General features: G+C 63.1%; 24 protein-coding genes. 6 read left to right on the forward strand and 18 right to left on the reverse strand.

All coding sequences use genetic code 11. The features are described from left to right. Positions 1 to 13: 13 nt before the first annotated feature. The 8 genes from IB249_RS25450 to IB249_RS25485 form a co-directional block, all read right to left on the reverse strand. The gene (locus IB249_RS25450; protein ID WP_192308503.1) at positions 14 to 1,048 is read right to left on the reverse strand and encodes a sugar kinase; all 1,035 of its coding nucleotides are present in this window, start codon (positions 1,046 to 1,048) and stop codon (positions 14 to 16) included. After that, complete coding sequence (locus IB249_RS25455; protein WP_192308504.1) at positions 1,041 to 1,823, reverse strand: sugar phosphate isomerase/epimerase family protein; 783 nt, start codon at positions 1,821 to 1,823, stop codon at positions 1,041 to 1,043. Before IB249_RS25455 ends, IB249_RS25450 begins: the two co-directional genes overlap by 8 nt. A gap of 102 nt (positions 1,824 to 1,925) precedes the next feature. Continuing rightward, positions 1,926 to 2,951, reverse strand: coding sequence for a LacI family DNA-binding transcriptional regulator (locus IB249_RS25460; protein ID WP_192308505.1), 1,026 nt, complete (start codon positions 2,949 to 2,951; stop codon positions 1,926 to 1,928). A gap of 141 nt (positions 2,952 to 3,092) precedes the next feature. After that, a complete protein-coding gene (locus IB249_RS25465) occupies positions 3,093 to 3,701 on the reverse strand; it encodes a LysE family translocator (RefSeq protein ID WP_192308506.1) in 609 nt (202 codons plus the stop codon). Positions 3,702 to 3,753: 52 nt separating this feature from the next. After that, a complete protein-coding gene (locus tag IB249_RS25470; RefSeq protein ID WP_192308507.1) occupies positions 3,754 to 4,593 on the reverse strand; it encodes an AraC family transcriptional regulator in 840 nt (279 codons plus the stop codon). Positions 4,594 to 4,669: 76 nt separating this feature from the next. Continuing rightward, positions 4,670 to 5,311, reverse strand: a complete 642-nt coding sequence (locus IB249_RS25475) for a DUF1345 domain-containing protein (protein ID WP_192308508.1) — start codon at positions 5,309 to 5,311, stop codon at positions 4,670 to 4,672. 184 nt (positions 5,312 to 5,495) lie between these two features. Continuing rightward, on the reverse strand, positions 5,496 to 8,594 hold the full coding sequence (locus IB249_RS25480) for an efflux RND transporter permease subunit (protein ID WP_192308509.1): 3,099 nt from the start codon (positions 8,592 to 8,594) through the stop codon (positions 5,496 to 5,498). A gap of 15 nt (positions 8,595 to 8,609) precedes the next feature. Next, the gene (locus tag IB249_RS25485; RefSeq protein WP_192308510.1) at positions 8,610 to 9,767 is read right to left on the reverse strand and encodes an efflux RND transporter periplasmic adaptor subunit; all 1,158 of its coding nucleotides are present in this window, start codon (positions 9,765 to 9,767) and stop codon (positions 8,610 to 8,612) included. Between the two features lie 266 nt (positions 9,768 to 10,033). On the opposite strand from IB249_RS25485, the gene IB249_RS25490 reads away from it, so the two are divergent. The 3 genes from IB249_RS25490 to IB249_RS25500 all read left to right on the forward strand — a co-directional run bounded on the left by IB249_RS25490 (position 10,034) and on the right by IB249_RS25500 (position 12,425). Next, the gene (locus IB249_RS25490; protein ID WP_192308511.1) at positions 10,034 to 10,735 is read left to right on the forward strand and encodes a response regulator transcription factor; all 702 of its coding nucleotides are present in this window, start codon (positions 10,034 to 10,036) and stop codon (positions 10,733 to 10,735) included. Positions 10,736 to 10,739: 4 nt separating this feature from the next. Continuing rightward, positions 10,740 to 12,041, forward strand: a complete 1,302-nt coding sequence (locus IB249_RS25495; protein ID WP_192308512.1) for an ATP-binding protein — start codon at positions 10,740 to 10,742, stop codon at positions 12,039 to 12,041. A gap of 108 nt (positions 12,042 to 12,149) precedes the next feature. Continuing rightward, positions 12,150 to 12,425: a hypothetical protein gene (locus tag IB249_RS25500; protein ID WP_192308513.1), complete on the forward strand. Its 276-nt coding sequence runs from the start codon at positions 12,150 to 12,152 to the stop codon at positions 12,423 to 12,425. A gap of 36 nt (positions 12,426 to 12,461) precedes the next feature. On the opposite strand, the gene IB249_RS25505 is transcribed toward IB249_RS25500, so the two are convergent. The 7 genes from IB249_RS25505 to IB249_RS25535 all read right to left on the reverse strand — a co-directional run bounded on the left by IB249_RS25505 (position 12,462) and on the right by IB249_RS25535 (position 17,441). Beyond that, the gene (locus IB249_RS25505; RefSeq protein WP_192308514.1) at positions 12,462 to 13,229 is read right to left on the reverse strand and encodes an anti-sigma factor family protein; all 768 of its coding nucleotides are present in this window, start codon (positions 13,227 to 13,229) and stop codon (positions 12,462 to 12,464) included. After that, on the reverse strand, positions 13,226 to 13,723 hold the full coding sequence (locus IB249_RS25510; protein WP_201189824.1) for an RNA polymerase sigma factor: 498 nt from the start codon (positions 13,721 to 13,723) through the stop codon (positions 13,226 to 13,228). Before IB249_RS25510 ends, IB249_RS25505 begins: the two co-directional genes overlap by 4 nt. Positions 13,724 to 13,769: 46 nt before the next feature. After that, entirely contained in the window at positions 13,770 to 14,300 is a 531-nt protein-coding gene (locus IB249_RS25515; RefSeq protein ID WP_192308515.1) for a tetratricopeptide repeat protein, read from the reverse strand. A 185-nt stretch (positions 14,301 to 14,485) separates the two neighbouring features. After that, the gene (locus IB249_RS25520; RefSeq protein ID WP_192308516.1) at positions 14,486 to 15,439 is read right to left on the reverse strand and encodes a D-2-hydroxyacid dehydrogenase family protein; all 954 of its coding nucleotides are present in this window, start codon (positions 15,437 to 15,439) and stop codon (positions 14,486 to 14,488) included. A gap of 13 nt (positions 15,440 to 15,452) precedes the next feature. Beyond that, a complete protein-coding gene (locus IB249_RS25525) occupies positions 15,453 to 16,475 on the reverse strand; it encodes an alpha/beta fold hydrolase (RefSeq protein ID WP_192308517.1) in 1,023 nt (340 codons plus the stop codon). An 85-nt stretch (positions 16,476 to 16,560) separates the two neighbouring features. After that, positions 16,561 to 16,995, reverse strand: a complete 435-nt coding sequence (locus IB249_RS25530; protein ID WP_192308882.1) for a YqaA family protein — start codon at positions 16,993 to 16,995, stop codon at positions 16,561 to 16,563. Then, positions 16,995 to 17,441, reverse strand: a complete 447-nt coding sequence (locus tag IB249_RS25535) for a DUF411 domain-containing protein (RefSeq protein WP_192308518.1) — start codon at positions 17,439 to 17,441, stop codon at positions 16,995 to 16,997. The genes IB249_RS25530 and IB249_RS25535 overlap by 1 nt, the downstream gene beginning before the upstream one ends. Before the next feature lie 336 nt (positions 17,442 to 17,777). Between IB249_RS25535 and IB249_RS25540 the strand changes: the two genes are divergently transcribed. Next, the gene (locus IB249_RS25540) at positions 17,778 to 18,308 is read left to right on the forward strand and encodes a hypothetical protein (protein WP_192308519.1); all 531 of its coding nucleotides are present in this window, start codon (positions 17,778 to 17,780) and stop codon (positions 18,306 to 18,308) included. Positions 18,309 to 18,377: 69 nt separating this feature from the next. Here the strand turns inward: IB249_RS25540 and IB249_RS29955 are convergent, their stop codons facing one another. Beyond that, a complete protein-coding gene (locus tag IB249_RS29955) occupies positions 18,378 to 18,503 on the reverse strand; it encodes a hypothetical protein (protein ID WP_263864733.1) in 126 nt (41 codons plus the stop codon). Between the two features lie 164 nt (positions 18,504 to 18,667). Here IB249_RS29955 and IB249_RS25545 point away from each other — a divergent pair, with 164 nt between their 5' ends. Then, on the forward strand, positions 18,668 to 18,856 hold the full coding sequence (locus IB249_RS25545) for a hypothetical protein (protein ID WP_192308520.1): 189 nt from the start codon (positions 18,668 to 18,670) through the stop codon (positions 18,854 to 18,856). Positions 18,857 to 18,875: 19 nt separating this feature from the next. Here IB249_RS25545 and IB249_RS25550 read toward each other — a convergent pair whose 3' ends face one another. Next, entirely contained in the window at positions 18,876 to 19,247 is a 372-nt protein-coding gene (locus tag IB249_RS25550) for a fe2+ zn2+ uptake regulation protein (RefSeq protein ID WP_192308521.1), read from the reverse strand. Positions 19,248 to 19,510: 263 nt separating this feature from the next. Here IB249_RS25550 and IB249_RS25555 point away from each other — a divergent pair, with 263 nt between their 5' ends. Beyond that, entirely contained in the window at positions 19,511 to 21,856 is a 2,346-nt protein-coding gene (locus tag IB249_RS25555; protein ID WP_192308522.1) for an acylase, read from the forward strand. A gap of 56 nt (positions 21,857 to 21,912) precedes the next feature. Here the strand turns inward: IB249_RS25555 and IB249_RS25560 are convergent, their stop codons facing one another. Continuing rightward, on the reverse strand, positions 21,913 to 22,923 hold the full coding sequence (locus tag IB249_RS25560) for a FecR family protein (protein ID WP_192308523.1): 1,011 nt from the start codon (positions 22,921 to 22,923) through the stop codon (positions 21,913 to 21,915). Positions 22,924 to 23,115: the final 192 nt, after the last annotated feature.

A 23,115-nucleotide genomic window follows, 5' to 3' on the forward strand; every position in this document is an offset into this window, starting at 1 on the left:
AGCAGGTAACGGTTTAAATCTCGAGTGACGGTGCGGGCTCCATCGCGAGCAGGCTGGCTCCCACAAGCGCGGCGCCGTCCCTGTGGGAGCCAGCCTGCTCGCGACAGGCGGCCTCGAATTCGACCGACATTTCAGTCCGGGTCGGCAATCCCTCCATATCCCCCCGGCTCTGCACCGCTCGGCTGCCCACCCAATTGGCGCGCTTCACCGCGTCGGCGAAGCTTTGGTTTTCCAGGAGGGCGCTGATCATGCCGACGGCAAAGCCATCGCCGGCCCCCACGGTGTCCACCACCGTGGGCACCGGCACACCCGCGACGAACCCCTGGTCCAGTTGAGTGCGGTAATACGCGCCATGCGGCCCGAGCTTGATCGCCACCGCTTCGACACCCAGGTCGAGGTAGAACGCGGCGATGTCGGCCGGATCGTCGAAGCCGGTCAGCAGGCGACCCTCGCTCAGCCCCGGCAGCACCCAGTGGGCGAGGGCGGCGAGGCGGTTGATTTCGCCGATCATCTGCTGTTCGCTGGCCCACAGGCTCGGGCGCAGGTTCGGGTCGAAGGACACACTTCGTCCGGCCTCGCGCATGCGGGTCATCAGTTCGAATGACATCTGCCGCGCGCTGTCCGACAGCGCGGGGGGAATCCCGGTGGCGTGCAGATGCCGGGCCTGAAGCAGCTCGGGGACGATCGAGGGCGGCGCCAGATGACTGGCCGCCGAGCCGCGACGGAAATACTCCACTCGCGGATCGTCGCCGTCGTCGCAACGGGACTTGAGTTGAAAACCGGTCGGGTGGGCGCGGTCGATGGCGACATGACGGCAATCCAGGCCTTCCTTTTGCAGCGTGTCGACGACGAATCGACCCAGGGAGTCATCGCCGACGCGGCTCAGCCACGCCACCTTGAAACCCAGGCGCGACAAGCCGATGGCCACGTTGCTGTCGGCGCCGGCAATGCGCTTGTGAAAGTGCTCGACGCTGGCCAGGTCGCCCGTGTGATCGGCAACGAACATCGCCATGGTCTCGCCGAACGAGAGGATATCGAACTCAGGCATGAGCGTTCTCCAGACGGGTGTGACCGAGACGGGCCAGGTCACTGACGTGTGCACGGGTGAGCAGCAGCAAGTCGTCGCCCTGCAATGGATATTCCGCAGCTCGCATCACGCCTTGGGCCATGTGCCGCAGCAGTTGTTCCCACAGGTGCAGGTCGCTGACCGCAGGCGGGATGGCCACCAGCTTGCCGTCGGCACGGCGCGAGACGGCCTTGCAGTGCACGTAGCCGACGTAACGGCCGAGCAGGCGCGCGGCGCTGCTGGCGGACTGGTCCTGCCAGTGCCAGTTGCCGATGTCGAAGGTCATGCTGATCGGCAGCGCGTGTTGTTCGACCGCCGCGAAAAAACGCTGGAACGGTTCGATGCGACCACCGTGCAGGGTCTGGTCGTTTTCCACCAGCAACTGCACCGGGCTTTCTCTCAAGACCTGGGCGAGGGCTTGCAGGTCGTTGTTGTCGGTGAAATAGCCCAGCGAGACTTTCAGCCATTGGCTACCGAAAGCCTGGGCGCGTTGCAGGGCGGTGATCAATTCTGGATTGGGTTTCGACTGACCGGCCAGCCACAGTTCCATGGGCGACGAGTAGATGCTTTGCAGACCCTGTGCCCGGGTGGCGCTGGCCAGTTGCTCAGGGTCTTCACGGGTCAGCAGTTCCTCGCGCCATTCGATGCGATCGGCGCCGGCGGCGGCCAGAATGTCGATGAAACTGCCCTGGCCGCGCTGGCGTACAAGGTCGGCGCCGTAACTGGAAAGGCTGATGGCAACGGGTGGTTTGTTCATTGTTTTTGTACCTCTGAAACCGGTTTCATTTTTGTGCAAAAAAAAGGATGGGGGTGATCCTGCGAGCCTTTTCGCGAGCTAGCCCGCGAAGAGGTCCTGTGTTCACTGAAGATTCCCGAGGGTCGAGCCCCTGACCATCAACCGCGCCGTAAAATCCAGGGTTCGCACCGGCCCGACATCCCCGCGCAACCGCTTGAGCAGACACTCGAACGCACTCGCGCCGATTTCCGCCGTCGGTTGTGCCAGCGCGGTGATTCCGCTGCCCACCAGCGGATACCAATCCAGGTCATCCAGGGCGATCAGGCCGATGTCATCGAACAGGGTGCAGTTCAAATCGCGCAACGCCTGGGTGCTGACGAGCGCCGCGATCCCATTGGCGCAGAACAGCGCTTTCGGGCCGGGGCCCGGGGTGTCGAGGAATGTTTTCAGGTGGGCCGCCAGGTCGCTGCCGGTTTCGATCAGTGTGCCGCGCAGGGCCTTGCGTTGCGCGATCCCGGCCTTGAAGCTGTCGACCCGCTCGATCCGCGAGCTGGTGCCGTCGAAGGGTTCGGTGACCAGCAGCACATCCCGGTAGCCGCGCTCCTCGAGATGGCTGAGCGCGAGTTCCACCGCGGCCGGGTTGTCCAGCCCGACGAGGTCGCTGTCCAGGTGTTCGACCTTGCGGTCCACCAGCACCATTGGCATTTCCCGATGCAATTCGTGCAACTCGTCGCGGTGGTGACCCAGGGTGTTCACGATCAGGCCTTCGATGTTGTACGAGCGCAGCAGCGCCAGGTGCTGGCGTTCCTGTTCGTCATCGCGGTCGGTGTTGCACACCACCAGGCTGTAGCCGTGCTGGCGGCAGGCGGTTTCCACCCCGTGCATCACGGCAATTGAATAAGGGTTGCGGATGTCGGCCACCAGCATGCCGATCAGGCGGGTGCGCCCGCGTTTCAGGCCACGGGCCATCTGGTTCGGGCGATAGCCCAATTCGGCGATGGCCTGCTCGATGCGCAAGGCGGTGGCTTCGGAGAGCAGGGCGCGGTCGTCACCGATGAAACGCGAGACGCTGGCCTTGGACACCCTGGCGTGTTCGGCGACATCGAGCATGGTGACGCGGCTGCGCTGGGCGGCGGAAAAATCGTTCACGGGCTGAAACCTTGTTCTTGGATTTATGGGGTTTGCAAGCAATGTGAGGTGCACTGAAACCGGTTTCAGAAGACACCAGAAGGGGATTGGCCGTCAAGCCCCCGCTTGTACATTGTCAGACAATGACCGACGAGTGGGCGCTCACGCCAGCATGCTCAACCAGGCCGAGCCGAGCAGCAACAGGGCCATGCAGCGGTTGAAGCGTTGCACGGCGCGGGGTGAACGCAACCAGCGCACGGAGCCCGCGCCGAGCAGCGCCCAGACCCCGAGGCATGGCAGGGAAATCAGGAAGAACGCCAGTGACAGGTACAGCACATGGCTCAGGCGCTGTTCGCCGCCGACGGCAAACACGCTGACCACCGCCAACGCCATCATCCAGGTTTTCGGGTTGATCAGTTGCAGGCCCGCCGCGCCGACCAGGCCCAGTCGGCCGTTGGGATCCTGGGCATCCAGCGCCTCGGCGGGCGCGCTGAAAATCTGCCAGGACAGGTAACTCAGCCAGGCCACGCCCATCCACTGCATCGCGGTTTGCACGGCGGGCCAGGCGGTCAGCGAGGAACCGGCCCCGGTGCCGACCAGCAGGACGATGGTCGCGGCGCTGGCGCAGGCACCGAAAATGATCGGCACGGCTGCGGCCAGGCCATAGCGGGCACTGTTGCTCAACACCAGAATGTTGGTCGGGCCCGGTGTGATCGAAGCCACGAATGCAAACAACAGGAAGGGCAGGAACGTCGGGAAGGCAGCGAACATCGCGGGTCACTCCGGTGAAGATCTGTGAGGTCGATCTTCACAAGCCCAGGGTTCAACTGTCTGGAAGATTTGAGCAGCGCTTGCGGTACAGCGCCGGCGTCAGGCCGTAGGCTCGGACAAACCAGCGACCCAGGTGACTCTGGTCGGCGAAGCCCAGGGCCATGGCCACCGTTGCCGGTTGCTCGCCACGGGCCAGTAACCGGCGCGCGGTGGCCAGGCGCAATTGCACCAGATAGGCATGCGGCGCGATGCCGAAGGCGGCCTTGAAGGCGCGGGTCAGGCGAAAGCGATCCACCCCGGTTGCCAGTGCAAGCTGGTCGAGGCCGATGTCTTCGTGGGCGTGGGCATGCAGGTACTCCCGGGCCTTCTGCGCCACCAGTGGCAGGCGCGGGTCTTCGCCATAGCGGGTGCGCCAGTGCAGATGGGTGGTGAGGCGTTCGAGCAATCCGTCGAGGGCGGTCTGGCGCACGATCTTCAGTTCGCCGTGATGCAGGGTTGCAAAGGCCAGCGTGGTGGCCCGGGCCAGTGCGTCGTCGGTGGTCAGGGTGTGGGCGAAACCCAGTTCGCCATGGTCGGGCGCCTTGTCGAACATCGCGCTGATTTCCCGGGTCAGCCACTGGGGATCGAGGTACAGCATGCGGTAGGTGAAGCCGTCGGCGGTGGGGGCCTCGCCGTCATGAATGTCGCCCGGCTCCAGCAGGAACACCTTGCCCGGCGTGCTCTGGTGCCTGGCCCGGCGACAGTTGAACTGCTGCACCCCTTGCTCGGTGACGCCCACCAGGTAGCTGTCGTGCCAGTGCGGATCGTAGGCGTGCCCCTCGAAATGCGCGCGCAGGGTCTCGATGCCGGTGTCGGCGTCCTGGGCCAGGTCGATCCAGTTTCGACTCGTCATGCTGCACCTGTGAGACGGATTGCCGGGTTATTTAACGCCCGTGGCGCCGGCGATGCCTAGAACGTTTGTGCAGGTTTCAATTGAACAGCCCGGCAGCAATGTTGATCGAAAAACCGAGAATCGCCGTGTTGAACAGAAACCCGATCAGCGATTGCGCCAGCACGATCTTGCGCAGCTCCCGCGTTGCCACGCCGACGTCGGAGGTCTGCACCGCCACGCCGATAGTGAACGAGAAGTACAGGAAGTCCCAATAATTGGGGGTGGTCAAGCCTTCGGCAAAACGCAGGGCCGGGTCCTTGCCGTTCCAGGTGTAGAACAGGCGGGCGTAATGCACGCTGAAAATCACCCCGATCAGCAGCCAGGAACCGATGACGGTCAGCGCGGTGAAACCGTAATGCAGCAGCTTGCCGGTGCTCTCCAGATCCTTGCTGCCGGCCAGTTCGAAAGTGATGGTCGCCAGGCTGGCCATCGCGGCGATGCACACCACCAGCAACACCAGCCCGGCGTTCTCGTCTTCGATCTCGGCGATGCGTTTGACATCCGGTGCCTTGGCGCGGGCGGCGAGCCAGATCATCAGCAACAGATACGTCCAAACCCCGGCGTTCCAGCCGATGAGGATTTTGCTGATGATCGAATCGGCTGGAGCCAGAATGCCCACCGCGAGACCGAGGGTGGCGGCGGCGGACAGGCGCGGATGGGTGCGGGCGAGGAAGGGCATGGAGGCTCGATGATCAGGGCTGTGCAGACACCTTAGCCCAGCGAGGTCATGGATGACCACAATCCCTCTGTGGGAGCGAGCCTGCTCGCGATGGCTGAAAGAACACCACGGGGTGGCAGGTGCCCGGTGTCATCGTTCACGCCCATCGCGAGCTGGCTCGCGCCCACAATGGAAGAGGATGGCGTCAGGGGGTTTCATGACCCCTGCGCACCCACTTCATCACCACCACAAAAAACACCGGCACGAACACCACCGCCAGGGTCGCCGTGATCATCCCGCCGATCACCCCGGTGCCAATGGCCTGTTGGCTTGCCGAGCTGGCGCCCGTGGCGATGGCCAGCGGGACCACGCCGAGGATGAAGGCCAGGGAGGTCATGACGATGGGACGCAGGCGCAGGCGCGCGGCCTGCAGCGTGGCGTCGATCAGGTCGTGGCCGTCGTCGTACAGGCTCTTGGCAAACTCGATGATCAGGATCGCGTTCTTCGCCGACAGGCCGATGATGGTGATCAGGCCGACCTTGAAGAACACGTCGTTGGGCATGCCGCGCAGGGTCACCGCCAGGACGGCCCCGAGCACGCCGAGCGGCACCACCAGCAGCACCGAGGTCGGGATCGACCAGCTCTCGTACAGCGCCGCCAGGCACAGGAACACGATCAGCAACGACAACCCCAGCAGGATCGGCGCCTGGCTGCCCGACAGCCGCTCCTGCAACGACAACCCGGTCCATTCCTGGCCCAGGCCGGCGGGGCCCAGTGCGACCAGGCGTTCGATTTCCGCCATGGCTTCACCGGTGCTGTGCCCCGGTTTGGGTTCACCGGAAATACTGATCGCCGGGTAGCCGTTGTAGCGGGTCAATTGCGCCGGGCCCTGGGTCCATCTGGCCTGGACGAATGCGGACAGCGGCACCATGTTGCCGCTGTTGTTGCGCACGTGGATCTTCAGCAGGTCGGCGACCTGGCTGCGTTGATCGCCTTCCGCCTGCACCACCACCCGTTGCATCCGTCCCTGGTTGGGGAAGTCGTTGATGTAGGCCGACCCGACCGCCGTGGACAGCACGCCGCCGATGTCGGCAAAGGAAACCCCCAGCGCATTGGCCTGCTTGCGATCGACGATCAGTTGCACCTGCGGCGCCTCGGCCAGGGCGCTCTCGCGCACGTTCATCAGGATCGGGCTTTTTTCGGCGGCGGCCAGCAACTCGGTGCGCGCCTGCATCAACGTGGCATGGCCGAGGCCGCCCCGGTCCTGCAAGCGGAACTCGAAGCCGCTGGAGGTGCCGAGGCCGTCCACCGGCGGCGGCAGGACCGAGAACGCCATGGCGTCCTTGATCTGGCTCAAGGCAATGTTGGCGCGGTCGGCGATCGAACTGGCGGTGTCGTCGCTGCCGCGCTCCGACCAGTCCTTGAGCGTGGTAAAGGCCAGCGCGGCGTTCTGCCCGCTGCCGGAGAAGCTGAAACCGAGGATCACCGTACTGTCGCCAACGCCGGGTTCGGTGGCGTTGTGCGCTTCGATCTGTTCGACCACCTGCACCGTGCGGTTCTTGCTGGCGCCGGGCGGCAGCTGAATGTCGGTGATGGTGTAGCCTTGGTCTTCTACCGGCAGGAACGAGGAGGGCAGGCGACTGAAGCACAGCCCCAGGCCGACCAGCAGCACGACGTAGATCGACAGGTAGCGGCCGCTGCGCTTGAGCGCATGAGCGACCCAGCCTTGATAACCTTCGGTCAGTTGCTCGAAGCGGCGGTTGAATGCACCGAAGAAACCGCCCCTGGCGTGATGCTCGCCCTTGGCAATCGGCTTGAGCAGCGTGGCGCACAGCGCCGGGGTCAGGGTCAGCGCAAGGAAGGCCGAGAACAGGATCGAGGTGGCCATGGACAACGAGAACTGCCGGTAGATCACCCCCACCGAACCCTGCATGAACGCCATCGGAATGAACACCGCCACCAGCACCAGGGTGATGCCGACGATCGCGCCGGTGATCTGCTGCATCGCCTTGCGTGTCGCCTCCTTCGGCGACAGGCCTTCGCTGACCATGATCCGCTCGACGTTCTCTACCACCACGATGGCGTCGTCCACCAGGATGCCGATGGCCAGGACCATGCCGAACATGGTCAGCACGTTGATCGAGTACCCCAGCGCGAGCATGGTGGCGAAGGTGCCCATCAGCGCCACCGGCACGACGAGGGTCGGGATCAGCGTGTAGCGCAGGTTCTGCAGGAACAGGAACATCACCGCGAACACCAGCACCATCGCTTCCAGCAGGGTGTAGACCACCTTGGTGATCGAGACCTTGACGAACGGCGAGGTGTCGTAGGGGATCTTGTATTCGACGTTGGCCGGGAAATAGCGCGCCAGTTCGTCCATTTTCGCCCGCACCAGGGTCGCGGTGCTCAAGGCGTTGGCCCCCGGCGACAACTGCACGCCCACGGCGGTGGACGGCTTGCCGTTCAGGCGGGTGCCGAACTGATATTCCTGGCTGCCGATTTCCACCCGTGCCACATCGCCGATGCGCACCGTGGAGCCGTCGGGGTTGGCCTTGAGCACGATGTCGGCAAATTCCTCCGGGGTCGACAGCTGACCCTTGACCAGAATCGTCGCGGTGATTTCCTGGGTGGTGCGGGTCGGCAGATCGCCGATGCTGCCCGCCGAGACCTGGGCGTTCTGCGCAACGATGGCGGCGTTGACGTCCGCCGGGGTCAGGTTGAAGGCGAGCAGTTTCTGCGGGTCGATCCAGATCCGCATCGCCCGCTCGGCGCCGTAGAGCTGGGCCTTGCCGACGCCGTCCAGGCGCTTGATCTCGTTCATCACGTTACGCGCCAGGTAATCGCTGAGCGCCACGTCGTCGAGCTTGCCGTCGGTGGAGGTCAGGGTGATCAGCAGCAGGAAGCCGGCGGAGACTTTCTCGACCTGCAGACCTTGCTGGTTGACCGCTTGCGGCAGGCGCGACTCGACGACCTTCAGGCGGTTCTGCACATCGACCTGCGCCATTTCCGGGTTCGTGCCCGGTTGGAAGGTGGCCTTGATCGTGGCGCTGCCCAGGCTGCTCTGGGACTCGAAATACAGCAGGTGATCGGCGCCGTTGAGCTCTTCCTCGATCAGGCTGACCACGCTCTCGTCCACGGTCTGCGCCGAAGCGCCGGGGTACACGGCATAGATTTCGATTTGCGGCGGCGCGACGTCGGGATACTGCGCCACCGGCAATTGCGGAATGGCCAGGGCGCCGGCCAGCAGGATGAACAGGGCAACCACCCAGGCGAACACCGGGCGGTCGATAAAGAACTGCGGCATGGAAAAGCGTCCTGCTTACTGGCCAGTGGCCTGGGCGAGTGGAAGAGCGGTGTTGTCGATCTGGACTTTCTCGCCCGGCTTGGCGTGTTGCAGGCCTTCGATGACGATGCGGTCCCCGGGCTTGAGGCCGGCGGTCACGATCCAGCGATCGTTTTGCACGGCACCCAGTTCGACCGGTTGCTGGCCGACCCGTTGCTCGGCGTCGAGCAGCAGCACCTGGGCAATTCCGGCGCTGTCGCGCTGCACAGCCCGCTGCGGCACGCTGATGCCTTGCTGGTTCACCGCCTGTTCCAGGCGTACCCGGACAAAACTGCCGGGCAGCAGGTCGAGGTCCGGGTTGGGAAACTCGCTGCGCAGGATGATCTGGCCCGTGCCCGGGTCGACGGTGATGTCGGTGAACAGCAGTTTGCCCGGCAGCGGATAAAGGCTGCCGTCATCCTCGATCAGCGTGGCTTTGGCCTCGCCCTGGCCGACGGCTTGCAACTGCCCGGAGCGGAAGGCGCGGCGCAGGTCGTTGAGCTCGCGGGTCGACTGGGTGAGGTCGGCATGGATCGGGTTCAGTTGCTGGATCAGGGCCAACGGCGTGGTTTCGTTCTGCCCCACCAATGCGCCTTCGGTGACCAGCGCGCGGCCGATGCGCCCGGAAATCGGTGCGGTGACGGTGGCGTAGCCGAGGTTGAGTCGAGCCCGGTCCACGGCGGCCTTCCTCGCGGCGACTTCGGCAGCGGTTTGCCGTGCGCTGGCGCGGGCGTTGTCGTAGTCCTGGGCGCTGATGGCGTTGCCTTCGGTCAATTGGGCGTAGCGTTGCTCTTGCAGGCGCGCCTGGAAAGCATTGGCCTCGGCCTTGCGCAGGTCCGCCTCGGCGCTATCCAGGTCGGCCTTGAAAGGGGCCGGGTCGATGCGAAACAGCATGTCGCCCTTGTTCACATCGCTGCCTTCGCGGAACACCCGTTGCAGGACCACACCGGCGACCCGTGCGCGGACCTCGGCGACCCGCGGTGCGGCGATGCGCCCGCTCAACTCGCTGGTGATCGACAGCGGTCGGGCTTCGAGGGTCTCGATGCGCACGGTGGCCAATGGCGCGGCTTCCTCGGCGGTCGATGCCCGGTCGCATGCGCCCAGGGTCAAGGCCACGGCCAGCAGGCCGAGCTTGGCTAGCAGGTTCTTTGACATGGAAATACCCCATTGATGAACCCCGCATCCTACGGGGAGCCCGCGAGGTTAGCGGTGAAGCTTTGTAGGTGCTGTGTGAAATTGTGTAAGGGTTTTGCTCAGGAGCGGGTGAGGGCGTATATCCTTCACGGCTTGGAATTTATTGCGCCCTTGCGGTCGCTATCGCGAGCAGGCTCGCTCCCACAGTGGATTTGCGATCCCTTGTGGGCGCGAGCATGCTCGCGATGGCGGTCTCACCGACGCCACAGCACTCTCTGGAAACACCCATGCCCAACATCCTCCTGGTCGAAGACGACAGCGCGCTGTCCGAACTGATTGCCAGCTACCTGGAACGCAACGGTTACAGCGTCAGTGTCATCAGCCGTGGCGACGCGGTGCGCGAGCGGGCGCGGGTCAGTCCACCGGACCTGGTGATCCTCGACCTGATGTTGCCGGGGCTCGACGGCTTGCAGGTGTGTCGCCTGCTGCGGGCCGATTCCGCGACGCTGCCGATTCTGATGCTCACCGCCCGCGATGATAGCCACGATCAGGTGCTGGGCCTGGAAATGGGGGCCGACGACTACGTCACCAAACCCTGCGAGCCCCGCGTCTTGCTGGCCCGTGTGCGCACCTTGTTGCGCCGCAGCAGCCTCAGCGAGCCGCAGACCGCCAACGACCGCATCCTGATGGGCAACCTGTGCATCGACCTGTCGGAGCGCACCGTGACCTGGCGCGGACAACTGGTGGAGTTGTCCAGCGGTGAATACAACCTGCTGGTGGTGCTGGCCCGGCATGCCGGCGAAGTGCTGAGCCGCGACCAGATCCTGCAACGCCTGCGCGGCATCGAATTCAACGGCACCGACCGCTCGGTGGACGTGGCGATCTCCAAGCTGCGGCGCAAGTTCGACGACCACGCCGGCGAAGCGCGCAAGATCAAGACGGTGTGGGGCAAAGGCTACCTGTTCAGCCGATCCGAATGGGAATGCTGAAGCGATGTTCAGAATCCTGTTTCGCCTGTACCTGGTCACCATCGTTTCCTACAGCGCGGCGATTTACCTGGTGCCGGACGTGGTGGTCAAGGTCTTCCAGGAACGCTTTGTCACCTACAACCTCGATTACTCCCGTGGCCTGCAAACGCTCATGGTCAAGCAGTTCAAGGCCGTGCCAGAGGCCGAATGGCCGGCGTTGGCGGCGCAGATGGACAAGCAGTTCCAGCCGCTGCATATCGTCCTCAGCCGCAATGACGACGACGGTCTGACCCTGGCCGAACAAAAGCGTCTGCAGCGCGGCGAAAACGTGGTGCGGATCGGCGACTGGGGCTGGCGCACATTGGCGGTGGCGCCGCTGAACGAACACACGGTGGTGCAAATGGTGGTGCCACCGGACCCGATGGATGTCAGCCTTCTGTACTGGAGCATCAACGTGCTGATTGGCGCGACCATGCTCGCCTGCCTGCTGGTGTGGCTGCGCCCGCACTGGCGTGACCTGGAACGTCTCAAGGCGACGGCGGAACGCTTCGGCAAGGGCCACTTGGACGAACGCACGCAGATTGCACCCAGCTCCAACATCGGCAGCCTGGCCAACGTCTTCGACACCATGGCCGGCGACATCGAGAACCTGCTCAACCAGCAGCGCGACTTGCTCAACGCGGTTTCCCATGAATTGCGCACGCCCCTGACCCGCCTGGATTTCGGCCTGGCCCTGGCGCTGTCGGACGACCTGCCCCGCGCCAGTCGCGAACGCTTGCAGGGGTTGATCGCGCACATCCGCGAGCTGGATGAGCTGGTGCTGGAGTTGCTGTCCTACAGCCGCCTGCAAAACCCGGCGCGCCTGCCGGAGCGGGTCGAGGTGTCGCTGGATGAATTCATCGACAGCATCCTGGGCAGCCTCGACGAGGAACTGGAGTCTCCGCAGATCGTCATCGACGTCATGCTCCACGGTCAGCTCGAACGTTTCATCCTCGACCCGCGCCTGACCGCCCGGGCGATCCAGAATCTGCTGCGCAATGCCATGCGGTATTGTGAGAAACGCATCCAGGTCGGCGTTCAGGTGTGCCCAAAAGGCTGTGAGATCTGGGTCGACGACGACGGCATCGGCATTCCCGACGATGAGCGCGAACGCATCTTCGAGCCGTTCTACCGTCTGGATCGCAGCCGCGACCGGTCAACGGGCGGCTTCGGCCTTGGCCTGGCGATCAGTCGTCGCGCGCTGGAAGCGCAAGGCGGCACGCTCACGGTCGAACCCTCGCCATTGGGCGGTGCGCGATTCCGTTTGTGGTTGCCGACGCCGGCCTGATTTTTTTTGCCCGACCTGTCAAACCTGACAGTAGTCACGCTGACCATTTCGGCGTTTCATGAACCCTCGCCGTCGTGCCTTGAGGCCATGGACGGCAGGAGGGTAGAAATGAGCGCACGGATAGTGAAACGACACGCCGAAGGTACGATCAGCGCGATCCGGCATGTCAGGGTGGATGACATGCCGACCAAGTTCGCCATGGTCATGCCCAGTGATGGCTATCCCAAGATGGCGGTACGCATCGGGCTCAACATCACGGCCGAAGGCGACGACTATTTCCTGGTCGGCGACCGGGTCAGGTACACGGTCCTGATGGACGGGGCAGGTGCGTTTCCCACGGCTCTGGACCTGCAGAAATTCGTCGACGAGGGCCAGCGCAGCTGATTGCCGTCCGAGCGATTTCGCCAGCAGCGCCGGCCCTCATGCACTGAGCCGGCTCTTCAACAGTTTCGCCATCTCTTCCAGTTCGGCTGCCGGGTTATGCCCGATCAGCATCCAGGCATGCTCCAAGTCCGCCCAATACACCACGTTCATGCCGTGGCGCCGCTCGTGCGCGAAGTGTCGGCTGCCGGTATTGGACAGGGTGATGCACAGGGCCATGGCGCCGTGGGCCGGGTCCAGGTAGGTAATCTGGGCGATGGGCACGCCGTCGTATTCGAGGATCTGCGCGCGCTTGAGCTCCACCCGTGGCAGGGCCAGTTGCGCGGGCACCAGGTTCACCCCCAGGCGCGCATCGAGGGTGCGCAGTTGGGCGCTGTGGGTGGCGTCGTCCGCCGGCAGGTGTTCGAGGGTTTGCGGGACGTACAACGCCATGTATTCGGCCACCAGGCCGCGCCAGTTGTGCTTGACCTGGCTGGCGCGCCAGCCGAGATAAAGGCGGTCCGCCAGTACGCCGCCGAGTACCAGGCCTGCGGCCGCCGCGAGAAACCAGCGCCGGTTCAGGGCCGGCCGGGCAGGTGCGGGCAAGGTGTCGAGCATGGCCTGCAAGCGGTCCACGGGCGCCTGTTGCGTCAGCTCGTCATAGGCTTGGCGAAACGGCAGGCTGCTGCGGGCCAGCCATTGCAGGCGCAGGTTCAGGGTGGAGTCTTCGGCGATGGCGGCATCGACACGCCGGCGCTGGTCGTTGTCGAGTTGGTCATCGAGGTAGGCCACCAGTTGCTCGTCCGATGGTCTTGCGTGCTCGTTCATCGACGTTCTCCGGTGGACGGGTTCGGCACCGCCTGCAGGGGCGGATACTCGGCCAGTTTTGCCCGTGCGTTCGCCAGGCGGCTCATCACCGTGCCAATGGGCACGTCCAGTACCTCGGCGACTTCGCGGTAGGACAAGCCTTCGACGTAGGCCAGGAACACCGTTTCGCGCTGCGCTTCGGGCAGGGCATCGACGCGCCGGATCACCTGAGCGGCCAGCACATGGGTCTGCGCGGCGTGCTCGCCGTCGAACGCCAGGGCGTGATCGGCATCCACCTGTCCCTGGCCCTGGCGGACCCGGCGTGAACGCACTTCGTTGAGCCAGATCGAATGCAGGATACTCAACAGCCAGCGATCCATGCGGGTACCGGGGACAAATTGCCCGGCACGTTCAAGCGCCCGCACGCAGGTGGCCTGCACCAGGTCCTCGGCGACATGCCTTTGTCGGGACAGCAACAGGCCGTAACGCCATAAACGCGCCAGGTGCTGGCCCAGTTCCGCACGTATAGCCTGATCGGTGGCGATGGCAACCTCCGTTGGTTCAACTGTTCGATGAGCCCTGAATCGCTTCGGCCAGGTCCCGATATTCCTCGCAGGTGCTGCCGCAGATCGATTCGATGCGCTGCAACTGCTCCCGCGCCAGGTCCAGCCGACCCTTGATCACATACGCTTCGCCGAGGTACTCGCGCACTTGCGCGTACTGCGGATCGAGTTTCACCGATTGTAGGTAATAATCGATGCCTTCGTCGGTGCGCCCCAGCTTACGCGTGGCGTAGCCGCGATAGTTGAGTGCCTTGGCGGTGTTAGGCTTTTCAAGCGTGTCGAGCAACGCCAGGGCTTCTTCATAACGCCCGTCCTTCGCCAGGCGCCAGGCGTAATCGGTGCGGTCGGCGTCCGGCACGAGGCGGCTGGTCTGCAGCACGCAGCGTTGCGACTTGCTGTCCCAGACCTGGCCTTTGGGGCAGTTGGGTTTGGCGGGCTCGTCCTCGTCGCCGTTGGCCAGCGCGAGGGTGCTGCACAGGGCTGCGGCGAGCAGCAGTTGGGTGGCGAAAACGGCAAAACGGACGTTCATGGCAGTGGTCTCCGCTGCGGGTCGTAACCGGTTGACCTGCCGAGGCGAGGGTAATTCCCGGAGAGCCTCGTGGTTCTCAATGGTGAACACCGCAAGGGAGACTTTTATTCATTGCCTGGTTTGGAGGGTGTCAGGCAATCGGGAGCAGGCTCGCTCCCGCAAGTGCCTCATGAACAACTGAAGTCTCAGCCCAGCAACCGGATCGGTGTCCCCGCCGACCACGCCTGGATGTCCTCGATCATCTGCGAAAAGAACTGGTGGTAGTTCTGCTGGCTGACGTAACCGACATGGGGGGTCGCCAGTACCCTGTCCAGCGTGCGGAACGGGTGATGTTCGGGCAAGGGTTCCTGCTCGAACACATCCAGTGCCGCTCCGGCCAGGCGCTGTTTCTGCAGCGCCTTGATCAGCGCCGCCTCATCGACGATGGGGCCGCGGGCGGTGTTGACCAGCAGGGCCGTCGGCTTCATCCAGCTCAACGCCTGGGCATCGACCAATCCACGGCTGCGGTCGCTGAGCACCAGATGCACCGACAACACATCGGCCTGCTCGAACAGCTGCTGCTTGCTGACGTAGGTCACGCCGGCCTCGGCGGCGCGCTCGGCGGTGAGGTTTTCGCTCCAGGCGATCACCCGCATGCCGAACACCTGGCCGAACTGGGCGACCCGCTGACCGATGCTGCCCAGGCCGAGTATCGCCAGGGTCTTGCCGTGCAGGTCGCCGCCCAGGCCTTGCTGCCATTTCCCGGCCCGCAGGGCGTTGGCTTCCACCACCAGGTTGCGGGTCGCGGCCATGATCAGGGCCCAGGTCAATTCCGGCGCGGCGTGTTTGTAGCTGTCGGTGCCGCTGACCTGGATGCCGAGGGCGGCTGCCGCTTTCAGGTCGAGGGCGGCATTGCGCATGCCGCCGGTGACCAGCAGCTTGAGGTTGGGCAAGCGCCGCAGCAGCGCTTCGTCGAAGCGGGTGCGCTCGCGCATCACGCAGATCACTTCGAACCCGCCCAGGCGCTGGGCCAGGGTGTCGGTATCGGCGGGATAATCATGGATGAAACTGACCTGGCCAATCGGCTCCAGCACCGACCAGTCCACCACGTTACGCGCCACATCCTGCCAGTCATCGAGCACCGCAATCTGCACAGCCATCTGCCTTACCTCATCAACGAACAGGGTGGGTCTTGTCCAGCCAGGCGAGCAGGGCCTGGTGGAATTTCGCCGGTTCTTCCATCTGTGGCGCGTGGCCCATGCCGGGGAACTCGATCAGCGTGGACTGCGGGATCAGCTTCGCCACCTGCTGGCCGAGGACCTCATAGTGGCCGATTTTCGCCTTGACCTCGGGCGGCGCAATGTCCTTGCCAATCGCAGTGGTGTCGGAGGTGCCGATCAGCAACAGCGTCGGCATCTTCAGGTCCTTGAACTCGTAGTACACCGGCTGGGTGAAGATCATGTCGTAGATCAGCGCCGAATTCCATGCGACCTGGGTTTTGCCCGGACCTTTGCTCAGGCCCGCGAGCATGTCCACCCAGCGGTCGAACTCGGGCTTCCAGCGGCCATCGTAATAAGTGTTGCGTTCATACTCGCGAATGCCCTGGGCCGTCACCTTCTGCTCGCGCTGATACCACTGGTCCACGGTCCGATACGGTACGCCGAGGGCTTTCCAGTCTTCCAGGCCAATCGGGTTGACCAGTGCCAGTTGTTCGACCTGGTCGGGGTACTGCAACGCGTAGCGGGTGGCGAGCATGCCGCCGGTGGAATGCCCCAGCACGCTGGCCTTCTGGATGCCCAGGGCCTTGAGCAGTTGCTGGGTATTGGCGGCCAGTTGCTGGAAGCTGTACTGATAGTGATCCGGTTTGCTGGAGGTGCAGAAACCGATCTGGTCCGGGGCGATGACCCGGTAACCGGCGTCGCTCAACGCCTTGATCGAGGTGTCCCAGGTCGCGCCGCAGAAATTCTTGCCGTGCATGAGCACGACGCTGCGTCCATTGGCCTTGCCGTTGGCGGCGACGTCCATGTAGCCCATTTGCAGGGATTTGCCCTGGGATTCGAAGGCGAAGTGCTTGACCGTGTAGGGGTACTGGAAACCTTGCAACTCGGGCCCGTAGGCCGGACCTTCGGCCGCGAGAGCGGGCAGGGTGGCGGTCAGCAGCAGGCCGGGCAGCCAGCGGGAGAGGGTCAGGGGCATGGGTAAACTCCGAAAGAAATCAGCCGATGCTGGATCGGCGCGATTAGGGCGACATTAAACACAGGCAACCGTCGCGGAGGATCGTTCAACCGGTCCAGCCCAGCGTCGCCAGGGCCAGCACGCCGTAGCGCGCACCTTTGGCCAGGGTCACGATCAGCAGAAAGCGGCCGAGGGGTTCGCGCATCACCCCGGCCACCAGGGTCAGGGGGTCACCGATGACGGGCACCCAGCTCAGCAGCAGCGACCAGTGGCCATAGCGCTGGTAATGGGAGCGGGCTTTTTCCAGGTGCGACGGGCTGACCGGAAACCAGCGACGGTGGCGCAAGCGCTCGATCCCGCGGCCCAACCACCAGTTCAGCAACGAGCCCAGGACATTGCCCAGGGTGGCGACTGCCCACAACCCCCAGAGCCCATAGCGTTCGCTGAGCAGCAACCCCACCAGCACCGCCTCGGACTGCAACGGCAGCAGCGTCGCCGCGCCGAATGCCGCGAAGAACAGCCCGATGTACGCGCCGGATATCAACGGGCGGGGTAGTCCGCCACCACCACATCAGAACTGTCCTTTTTCAGGCCGATCACCTGATAGGCGTCGCTCATGCCGTCCATTTCCATGCCGGGAGAACCCATCGGCATGCCGGGCGCCGCAACACCCAGCAGGTCGTCGCGCTTGCTCAGGGCCAACACCTGATCGGCCGGGACATGCCCTTCGACGAATTTGCCGTTGATCAAACCGGTGTGGCAGGACGCCAGGCGCGCAGGCACGCCGTGCTGTTGCTTGAAGGCGCTCATGTCGGATTCGACGTGGTCCTCGACCTTGAAGCCATTGGCTTGCAAATGGCTGATCCATTTTTTGCAGCAACCGCAGTTGGCGTCGCGATGGACCTCGATGGGGATCAGGTCGGCGGCCTGGGCCAGGGAAGAGATGAACAGGGTGCTCAGGGCGAGCAGGCGCAGTGAGGTTCGCATGGAGGATTCGTCTCGGATTGCGGGGGAAATATTCTGACGCTTTTGCTCGAAGTTAACCGGCGAAATTGTATCGAAGTGATGCGGCCCGGAAAGGTGTCCGGTTTGATACACATCAACTAACTGTCTCGTACAAACACCTGAACCTTGGTTTATACCAATTATACAAAAGTGTTATAGGCCAATGAATACGGGGGTTAAAGGTTTGTATCTGAAATGTACAAAAATTGTAAAAACCTGAAATACTTGTTTGTGTAGTGTTAATCGCGCCGGGATACTCCGCGCACCCAACTTGTTTAAACAAGGAGTTTTTATGGTCGTCTCACAAGGATCCTGGTCATGACTATCGGCTATACCGGTGCCTGGACCTCCAAGGCAGGCTTGCTGGTTCAAGACACCGGTTCGACCGGCAAACCCGTGTCCCGAAGCACCAAGGTCAAGCAGATGCTGGCGTTGGTGGGCAACGATCCGAACGTCCTCGACAGGGCGAAGATGGACAAGTTGCAGATTCACAAGCAACTCAAGGGATTCAATCCGGAAAGTGTTTCGGCCCGATCGTTGGGCAACCTGTCTTCCTTTTTGAAAGAGCGGGGGTTGATCAGCGATGTGACGGCCTTGACCCTGTCCAATGCCGGTGAAAAGTTCGATCGCTTTGGCGTTCCGAACGACTCGGAAGCCACGTTCAATGCTCTCGAGTACTTTGCCACGCAACTGGACACCATCCAGACCAACAACCTCAAGGGTAACAAGTACGCCAACTACCTGATTCCCGAGTACAAGAAGGCCATCTACGTTCTGCAGAACCTGGCCGAGTATGGCAAGGGCAACGGGTCGACCCCCACCGACAAGAACCTCTCCACCAAAGCGTGACGCTTTTGCGTGGCAGCGAGCGCTCCCTGGCGCTCGCTGCAGGCTTTCACCTACCCGGCATCAGGCATCCTATCGATGCCAGCTGCGTTCGTCGTAATGGTGGCCGCCGTGCCAGCCGCCGTGGGGGAATACGATGCAGCCGCTCAGGGTCAGAACGGCAAGCAGGGGAATCAGCAGTGTGATTCGACGCAGCATTTGAAGATCCTCATGGTTAACGCCGTGAAGCCAAATCGCCTCATCGGCTGTAACATGAGACCTCGTTTGCAGCACTCCATCCCCGGAAAAAGGTAGGGGTTTGGCATGCATTCGGATACACGGCGGATACATTTCCGCTGCATGTTCTGGTTTGAGGAAAGGCAATGACCCAGTCGCAACGCTTGAAATACTCGATTCTGATCTCCCTGGCGGTCCTGGCGATCATGTTTGGCCTGTCGTATTTGCAGAATGCCGGGGTCATCAGCGAAAAGCTGTTTCAATACATCGCCATTGGCGTGGCGGTGGTCGTGGTGGTGATCAATGGCGTGATGCGTCGCAAGGTCAAGCCCTGAACGACGCCCGCAGAGAAAACTACTCGCCGTGCAGCAGAGCGGCGGCCTGCGGGTGCAGGCTGTAGCTCTTGTCCGGATTGAGGACAATCACGCCCTCGCTGCACAGGCGTTTCAACACTTCGCGCACGCTGAGAAAGGACAGGGGGATATCCAGGTCCAGCAGTTGGCTGTGCACGCCGCGTACACCCAGGCTGCGATCGTTTTCAGCGGCAGTCAGCAAGGCGTCGATGACCTTAAGGCGGATCAGGCTGGTGCGCAGGCCAAAGTGCTTGAGCAATACGCGGATGCGCTCATTGCCGTTACGCTCAGTGCGCGAGTCGAACAGGCGCGGCGCCAGGGATGTGCCGATAAGTGCAGCGCCACCGTCCGTTGGCAGTTGCGAGTTGTACATGCAAAAACTCCTTTATCAGAGCCTGAACCGGATTGAGTGTTTGGGTGCTCTTATCCAATAAGACGTACGAGCCACTCAAATCATGAAGACTGAAGTGTAGAAATTTCGTTGCCGCCACGTCGCAAACCTGTGAAGTCCCCGCAGAATCGACCTGCGGCGCCTTAAATTTTTCTTGCCGATTTCGTTCCTCTCCTAATGCCGGAGCGCGCTTGTTCGCGCCTGCACAACAGCAGATTTGCCGTGCATCTGAATCAGGAGCGAGCGTGATCATTACCAGGCAATTCACCCGATTGAGCCTTGCCGCCTTGTTGGCGGGCTTGAGTCTCGCGGCAACCGCGCGCAGCCAGCCGGAACAGGCAACGGCCGATATCCGCCGGACCAGCTTCGGTGTGCCGCATATTCGCGCCGACAACGAGCGCGGTCTCGGCTACGGCATCGGCTATGCCTATGCCCAGGACAACCTGTGCCTGCTGGCCAATGAAGTGGTGACGGTGAACGGCGAGCGTTCACGGTATTTCGGCCCGGAACAGTTCACGGTCGAAGAACGCGAAAACCAGGTCAGCGATGTGTTTTTCAACTGGCTGAACACACCACAGGCCGTCGACGCTTTCTGGCAGGCGCAAACCGCCGAGATCCGTGACCTGATGCAAGGGTATGTGGCGGGCTACAACCGCTCGCTGACAGAGCGTCGCGCGCAAGGGCTGCCACAGCAGTGCCAGGGCGACTGGGTGCGGGAGATCAACGTCCAGGACCTGGTCAGGTTGACCCGTCGCCTGCTGGTCGAAGGCGGCGTGGGGCAGTTTGCCGAGGCGTTGGCCGGCGCCATGCCCCCCAAGGCCGCTGCGAGCAACGCAGGGAACTCCGCGTCCTTTCAGGTCGCCGATCAACGCATTCAGCGCTTTGCCCTCGATCGCGGCAGCAACGCCGTCGCCGTGGGCAGCGAACGTTCGTTCAACGGGCGCGGCATGTTGCTGGCCAACCCGCATTTCCCGTGGGTCGGCGGCATGCGTTTCTATCAGATGCACCTGACCATTCCGGGCAAACTGGACGTGATGGGCGCCGCGTTGCCCGGCCTGCCGATGATCAACATCGGCTTCAATCAGCACCTGGCCTGGACCCACACCGTGGATTCGTCCAAGCACTTCACCCTGTATCGCCTGCAACTCGATCCGAAGGATTCGACCCGTTATCTGCTCGACGGCAAATCCCTGCCGATGCAACGGCAGACCGTCACGGTGAATGTCAAACAACCTGACGGGCAGACCCGGGCGGTATCGCGCGTGGTCTACAGTTCGCTGTTCGGCCCGATCGTGCAGTGGCCGGGGAAACTGGATTGGGACAATCAGTTCGCCTACAGCCTGCGCGACGCCAACCTCGATAACGACCGGGTGTTGCAGCAGTGGTACGCGATGAACCGTGCGGGCAGCCTTGAAGCATTGCAGGCGTCGGTCCACAAGATCCAGGGCATTCCGTGGGTCAACACTCTGGCGGCGGACGACCAGGGGCAGACGCTGTACATGAACCTGTCGGTGGTGCCGAACGTCAGTGCTGCCAAACTGGCGCAATGCAGCGATCCGCGAGCCGGGTTGCAGATGATCGTGCTCGACGGTTCCAACAGCGCCTGCGCCTGGGACATCGACCCGAACGCCGCGCAGAAGGGCATTTACGCGGCCGACCGGATGCCGCAACTGCTGCGCAGGGATTTCGTGCAGCACTCCAACGATTCGGCCTGGATGGCCAACCCGGCGCAACCGCTCACCGGTTTCTCGCCGCTGATCAGCCAGGACAGCCAGCCGCTGGGCCTGCGTTCACGCTTTGCGCTGGAGCGACTGGGCTCGTTGAACACGGCTGGCAAGCTGGCGGCGGCGGATCTGCAAAACATGGTGATGGACGATCAGGTGTATCAGGCCGGGCAGGTCATGCCCGACCTGCTGCAATTCTGTGCCAAGGGCCTGGGCGCCGATGCATCGACGCTGAGTGCGGTGTGCGCCAGTCTGAAACGCTGGGATCGCCATGCCAATCTCGACAGCGGGCTGGGCTTCGTGCATTTCCAGAACCTCATGGCTGCGCTGCAGGAAGTGCCGGATGTCTGGCGGGTGGCGTTCGATCCGCAGGACCCGCAACGTACCCCGCGCGGCCTGGCGATCGATCGCCCGGAAGTGGTGAAGGCTTTGCGCGAGGCGATGCTGGCGTCGGTGGAGCTGGTCAAGTCGTCGGGACTACAGGCGGACAGTCGCTGGGGTGACATCCAGGTGGCCAGCAGCGGCGGCGTGCAGACGCCGATCCATGGTGGGCCGGGCACCCTGGGCGTATACAACGCGATTCAGAGCGTGCCGAGGAGCGACGGCAAACGCGAGGTGGTCAGTGGCACCAGTTACCTGCAGATCGTCACTTTCGATGACCAGGGCCCACAGGCCAAAGGGCTGCTGGCGTTCTCGCTGTCCAGCGACCCGGCGTCGAAACATGCCAATGACCAGACCCAGGCCTTTTCCAGAAAACAACTGAGTGTGTTGCCATTCACCGAACGGCAGATCACGTCGGACCCACACTATCAGGTGCAGACGATCCGCGAGCAGGACGATCAGGCGGCGAAGGTGGCCCGGCAGTAAGGCGACCTGTGATGGTGTGACACAGGAAGGCCGCACCCCATATGGGTGGCGGCCTTTCAGCTTCTAGGGGTTTGCTGCGGGATGGAGTTGAGGACCGGGTTGCCGTCCTTGTTGCGGGTCAGGTACACCGGCAACACCTTGGGCAGCGTGCCCACCAGGCTGTCGAGTTCCTTGATGTTGTAGATGCCGCCGAGGCGGATCGTGCCGGTGTTGTTGTCGGCCAGTATCAACGGTTTGCTCAGGTAGCGATTGATCAGCGGCAGGGCGTCGGACAACGCCAGGTCATCGAGTACCAGTTTGCCCTGGCGCCAGGCCAGTGACGTGTCATTGGCGTAGGTCTGGCTGATTTGCGGGATGAAATCACCGTGTTTGTAGCGCGCCTGCATCGACGGCTCCAGGCGCAGACCGTCGCCCGGCAGGTCATCGTTGCTGCTGACCAGGACCGAGCCCTCGATCAGGTTCACCCGCACCTGGTCTTCATACATCCAGACGTTGAACTGGGTCCCGGTGACGCGGATCTTGCCTTCGGCCGCCCTGACGATGAACGGATGGTTGGCGTCGTGGCTGACACGGAAGAATGCTTCGCCTTTCTTCAGCGTGACCCGGCGCTGATCCTTGTAATTGCTGTAGGTCAGCTCGGTGCCCAGGTTGAGTTCGACCTGGCTGCCATCGCCCAGGGTGACCTGACGCGTTGAGTTGCTCGCCTCGAAATGCTCGTAGGCATTGGGCAGCCAGCCCAGGTTCCAGCCGGTGTAGGCCGCCAGGGGCAAGGCCAGGGCACAGACGGCGGCGGCCATGGCGAGTGGACGCCAGGACGAGGTGGGCTGGCGGTGCGCGACGGGCGTGACAGGCGCGACGGTGTCCGTGCGCGGCAAGTCTTCGGCCACCACCCAGATCTCCAGCATGGCCTCGTATTCGAACGCATGCAGCGGGTGGGCATCACGCCACTGCTCGAAGGCCTGGCGCTCTTGCTCGGTACAGTCGGATGCGTGCAAACGCATGCACCAATGCGCAGCGGCATCGGTAATGGCGTCGTATTCGGCTTCGGAGATAGGGCTGTCGGTCATTGACTCATCCTGATTTCCTGCATTCTAACCTTGAGAGGAAGTCGGCGAGAACTGCCGTCATGGCATTTACCCATCAAACAGCTGTTTATTTTTACTGCAAGCCCTGAAAACCGGGCTTTCCAGGCAGTATGCATAAACAGGGTGAAAAAAAAGTCATGCGCAGACCGTCGGGTCTGCGCATTTTTGTCGAGG

It is taken from the genome of Pseudomonas sp. PDM04 (assembly GCF_014851765.1).
In the GTDB taxonomy this organism is placed as follows: Bacteria; Pseudomonadota; Gammaproteobacteria; order Pseudomonadales; family Pseudomonadaceae; genus Aquipseudomonas.

What these genes read in the sequence shown, in the direction of transcription:
- IB249_RS25525 (WP_192308517.1), bottom strand. Translation starts at nt 16,475, where the DNA reads ATGCCCCTGACCCTCTCCCGCTGGCTGCCCGGCCTGCTGCTGACCGCC.
- IB249_RS25545 (WP_192308520.1), top strand. Translation starts at nt 18,668, where the DNA reads ATGACCCAGTCGCAACGCTTGAAATACTCGATTCTGATCTCCCTGGCG.
- IB249_RS25455 (WP_192308504.1), bottom strand. Translation starts at nt 1,823, where the DNA reads ATGAACAAACCACCCGTTGCCATCAGCCTTTCCAGTTACGGCGCCGAC.
- IB249_RS25490 (WP_192308511.1), top strand. Translation starts at nt 10,034, where the DNA reads ATGCCCAACATCCTCCTGGTCGAAGACGACAGCGCGCTGTCCGAACTG.
- IB249_RS25515 (WP_192308515.1), bottom strand. Translation starts at nt 14,300, where the DNA reads ATGAACGTCCGTTTTGCCGTTTTCGCCACCCAACTGCTGCTCGCCGCA.
- IB249_RS25465 (WP_192308506.1), bottom strand. Translation starts at nt 3,701, where the DNA reads ATGTTCGCTGCCTTCCCGACGTTCCTGCCCTTCCTGTTGTTTGCATTC.
- IB249_RS25500 (WP_192308513.1), top strand. Translation starts at nt 12,150, where the DNA reads ATGAGCGCACGGATAGTGAAACGACACGCCGAAGGTACGATCAGCGCG.
- IB249_RS25540 (WP_192308519.1), top strand. Translation starts at nt 17,778, where the DNA reads ATGACTATCGGCTATACCGGTGCCTGGACCTCCAAGGCAGGCTTGCTG.
- IB249_RS29955 (WP_263864733.1), bottom strand. Translation starts at nt 18,503, where the DNA reads ATGCTGCGTCGAATCACACTGCTGATTCCCCTGCTTGCCGTTCTGACC.
- IB249_RS25485 (WP_192308510.1), bottom strand. Translation starts at nt 9,767, where the DNA reads ATGTCAAAGAACCTGCTAGCCAAGCTCGGCCTGCTGGCCGTGGCCTTG.
- IB249_RS25535 (WP_192308518.1), bottom strand. Translation starts at nt 17,441, where the DNA reads ATGCGAACCTCACTGCGCCTGCTCGCCCTGAGCACCCTGTTCATCTCT.
- IB249_RS25495 (WP_192308512.1), top strand. Translation starts at nt 10,740, where the DNA reads ATGTTCAGAATCCTGTTTCGCCTGTACCTGGTCACCATCGTTTCCTAC.
- IB249_RS25560 (WP_192308523.1), bottom strand. Translation starts at nt 22,923, where the DNA reads ATGACCGACAGCCCTATCTCCGAAGCCGAATACGACGCCATTACCGAT.
- IB249_RS25550 (WP_192308521.1), bottom strand. Translation starts at nt 19,247, where the DNA reads ATGTACAACTCGCAACTGCCAACGGACGGTGGCGCTGCACTTATCGGC.
- IB249_RS25470 (WP_192308507.1), bottom strand. Translation starts at nt 4,593, where the DNA reads ATGACGAGTCGAAACTGGATCGACCTGGCCCAGGACGCCGACACCGGC.
- IB249_RS25480 (WP_192308509.1), bottom strand. Translation starts at nt 8,594, where the DNA reads ATGCCGCAGTTCTTTATCGACCGCCCGGTGTTCGCCTGGGTGGTTGCC.
- IB249_RS25475 (WP_192308508.1), bottom strand. Translation starts at nt 5,311, where the DNA reads ATGCCCTTCCTCGCCCGCACCCATCCGCGCCTGTCCGCCGCCGCCACC.
- IB249_RS25450 (WP_192308503.1), bottom strand. Translation starts at nt 1,048, where the DNA reads ATGCCTGAGTTCGATATCCTCTCGTTCGGCGAGACCATGGCGATGTTC.
- IB249_RS25505 (WP_192308514.1), bottom strand. Translation starts at nt 13,229, where the DNA reads ATGAACGAGCACGCAAGACCATCGGACGAGCAACTGGTGGCCTACCTC.
- IB249_RS25520 (WP_192308516.1), bottom strand. Translation starts at nt 15,439, where the DNA reads ATGGCTGTGCAGATTGCGGTGCTCGATGACTGGCAGGATGTGGCGCGT.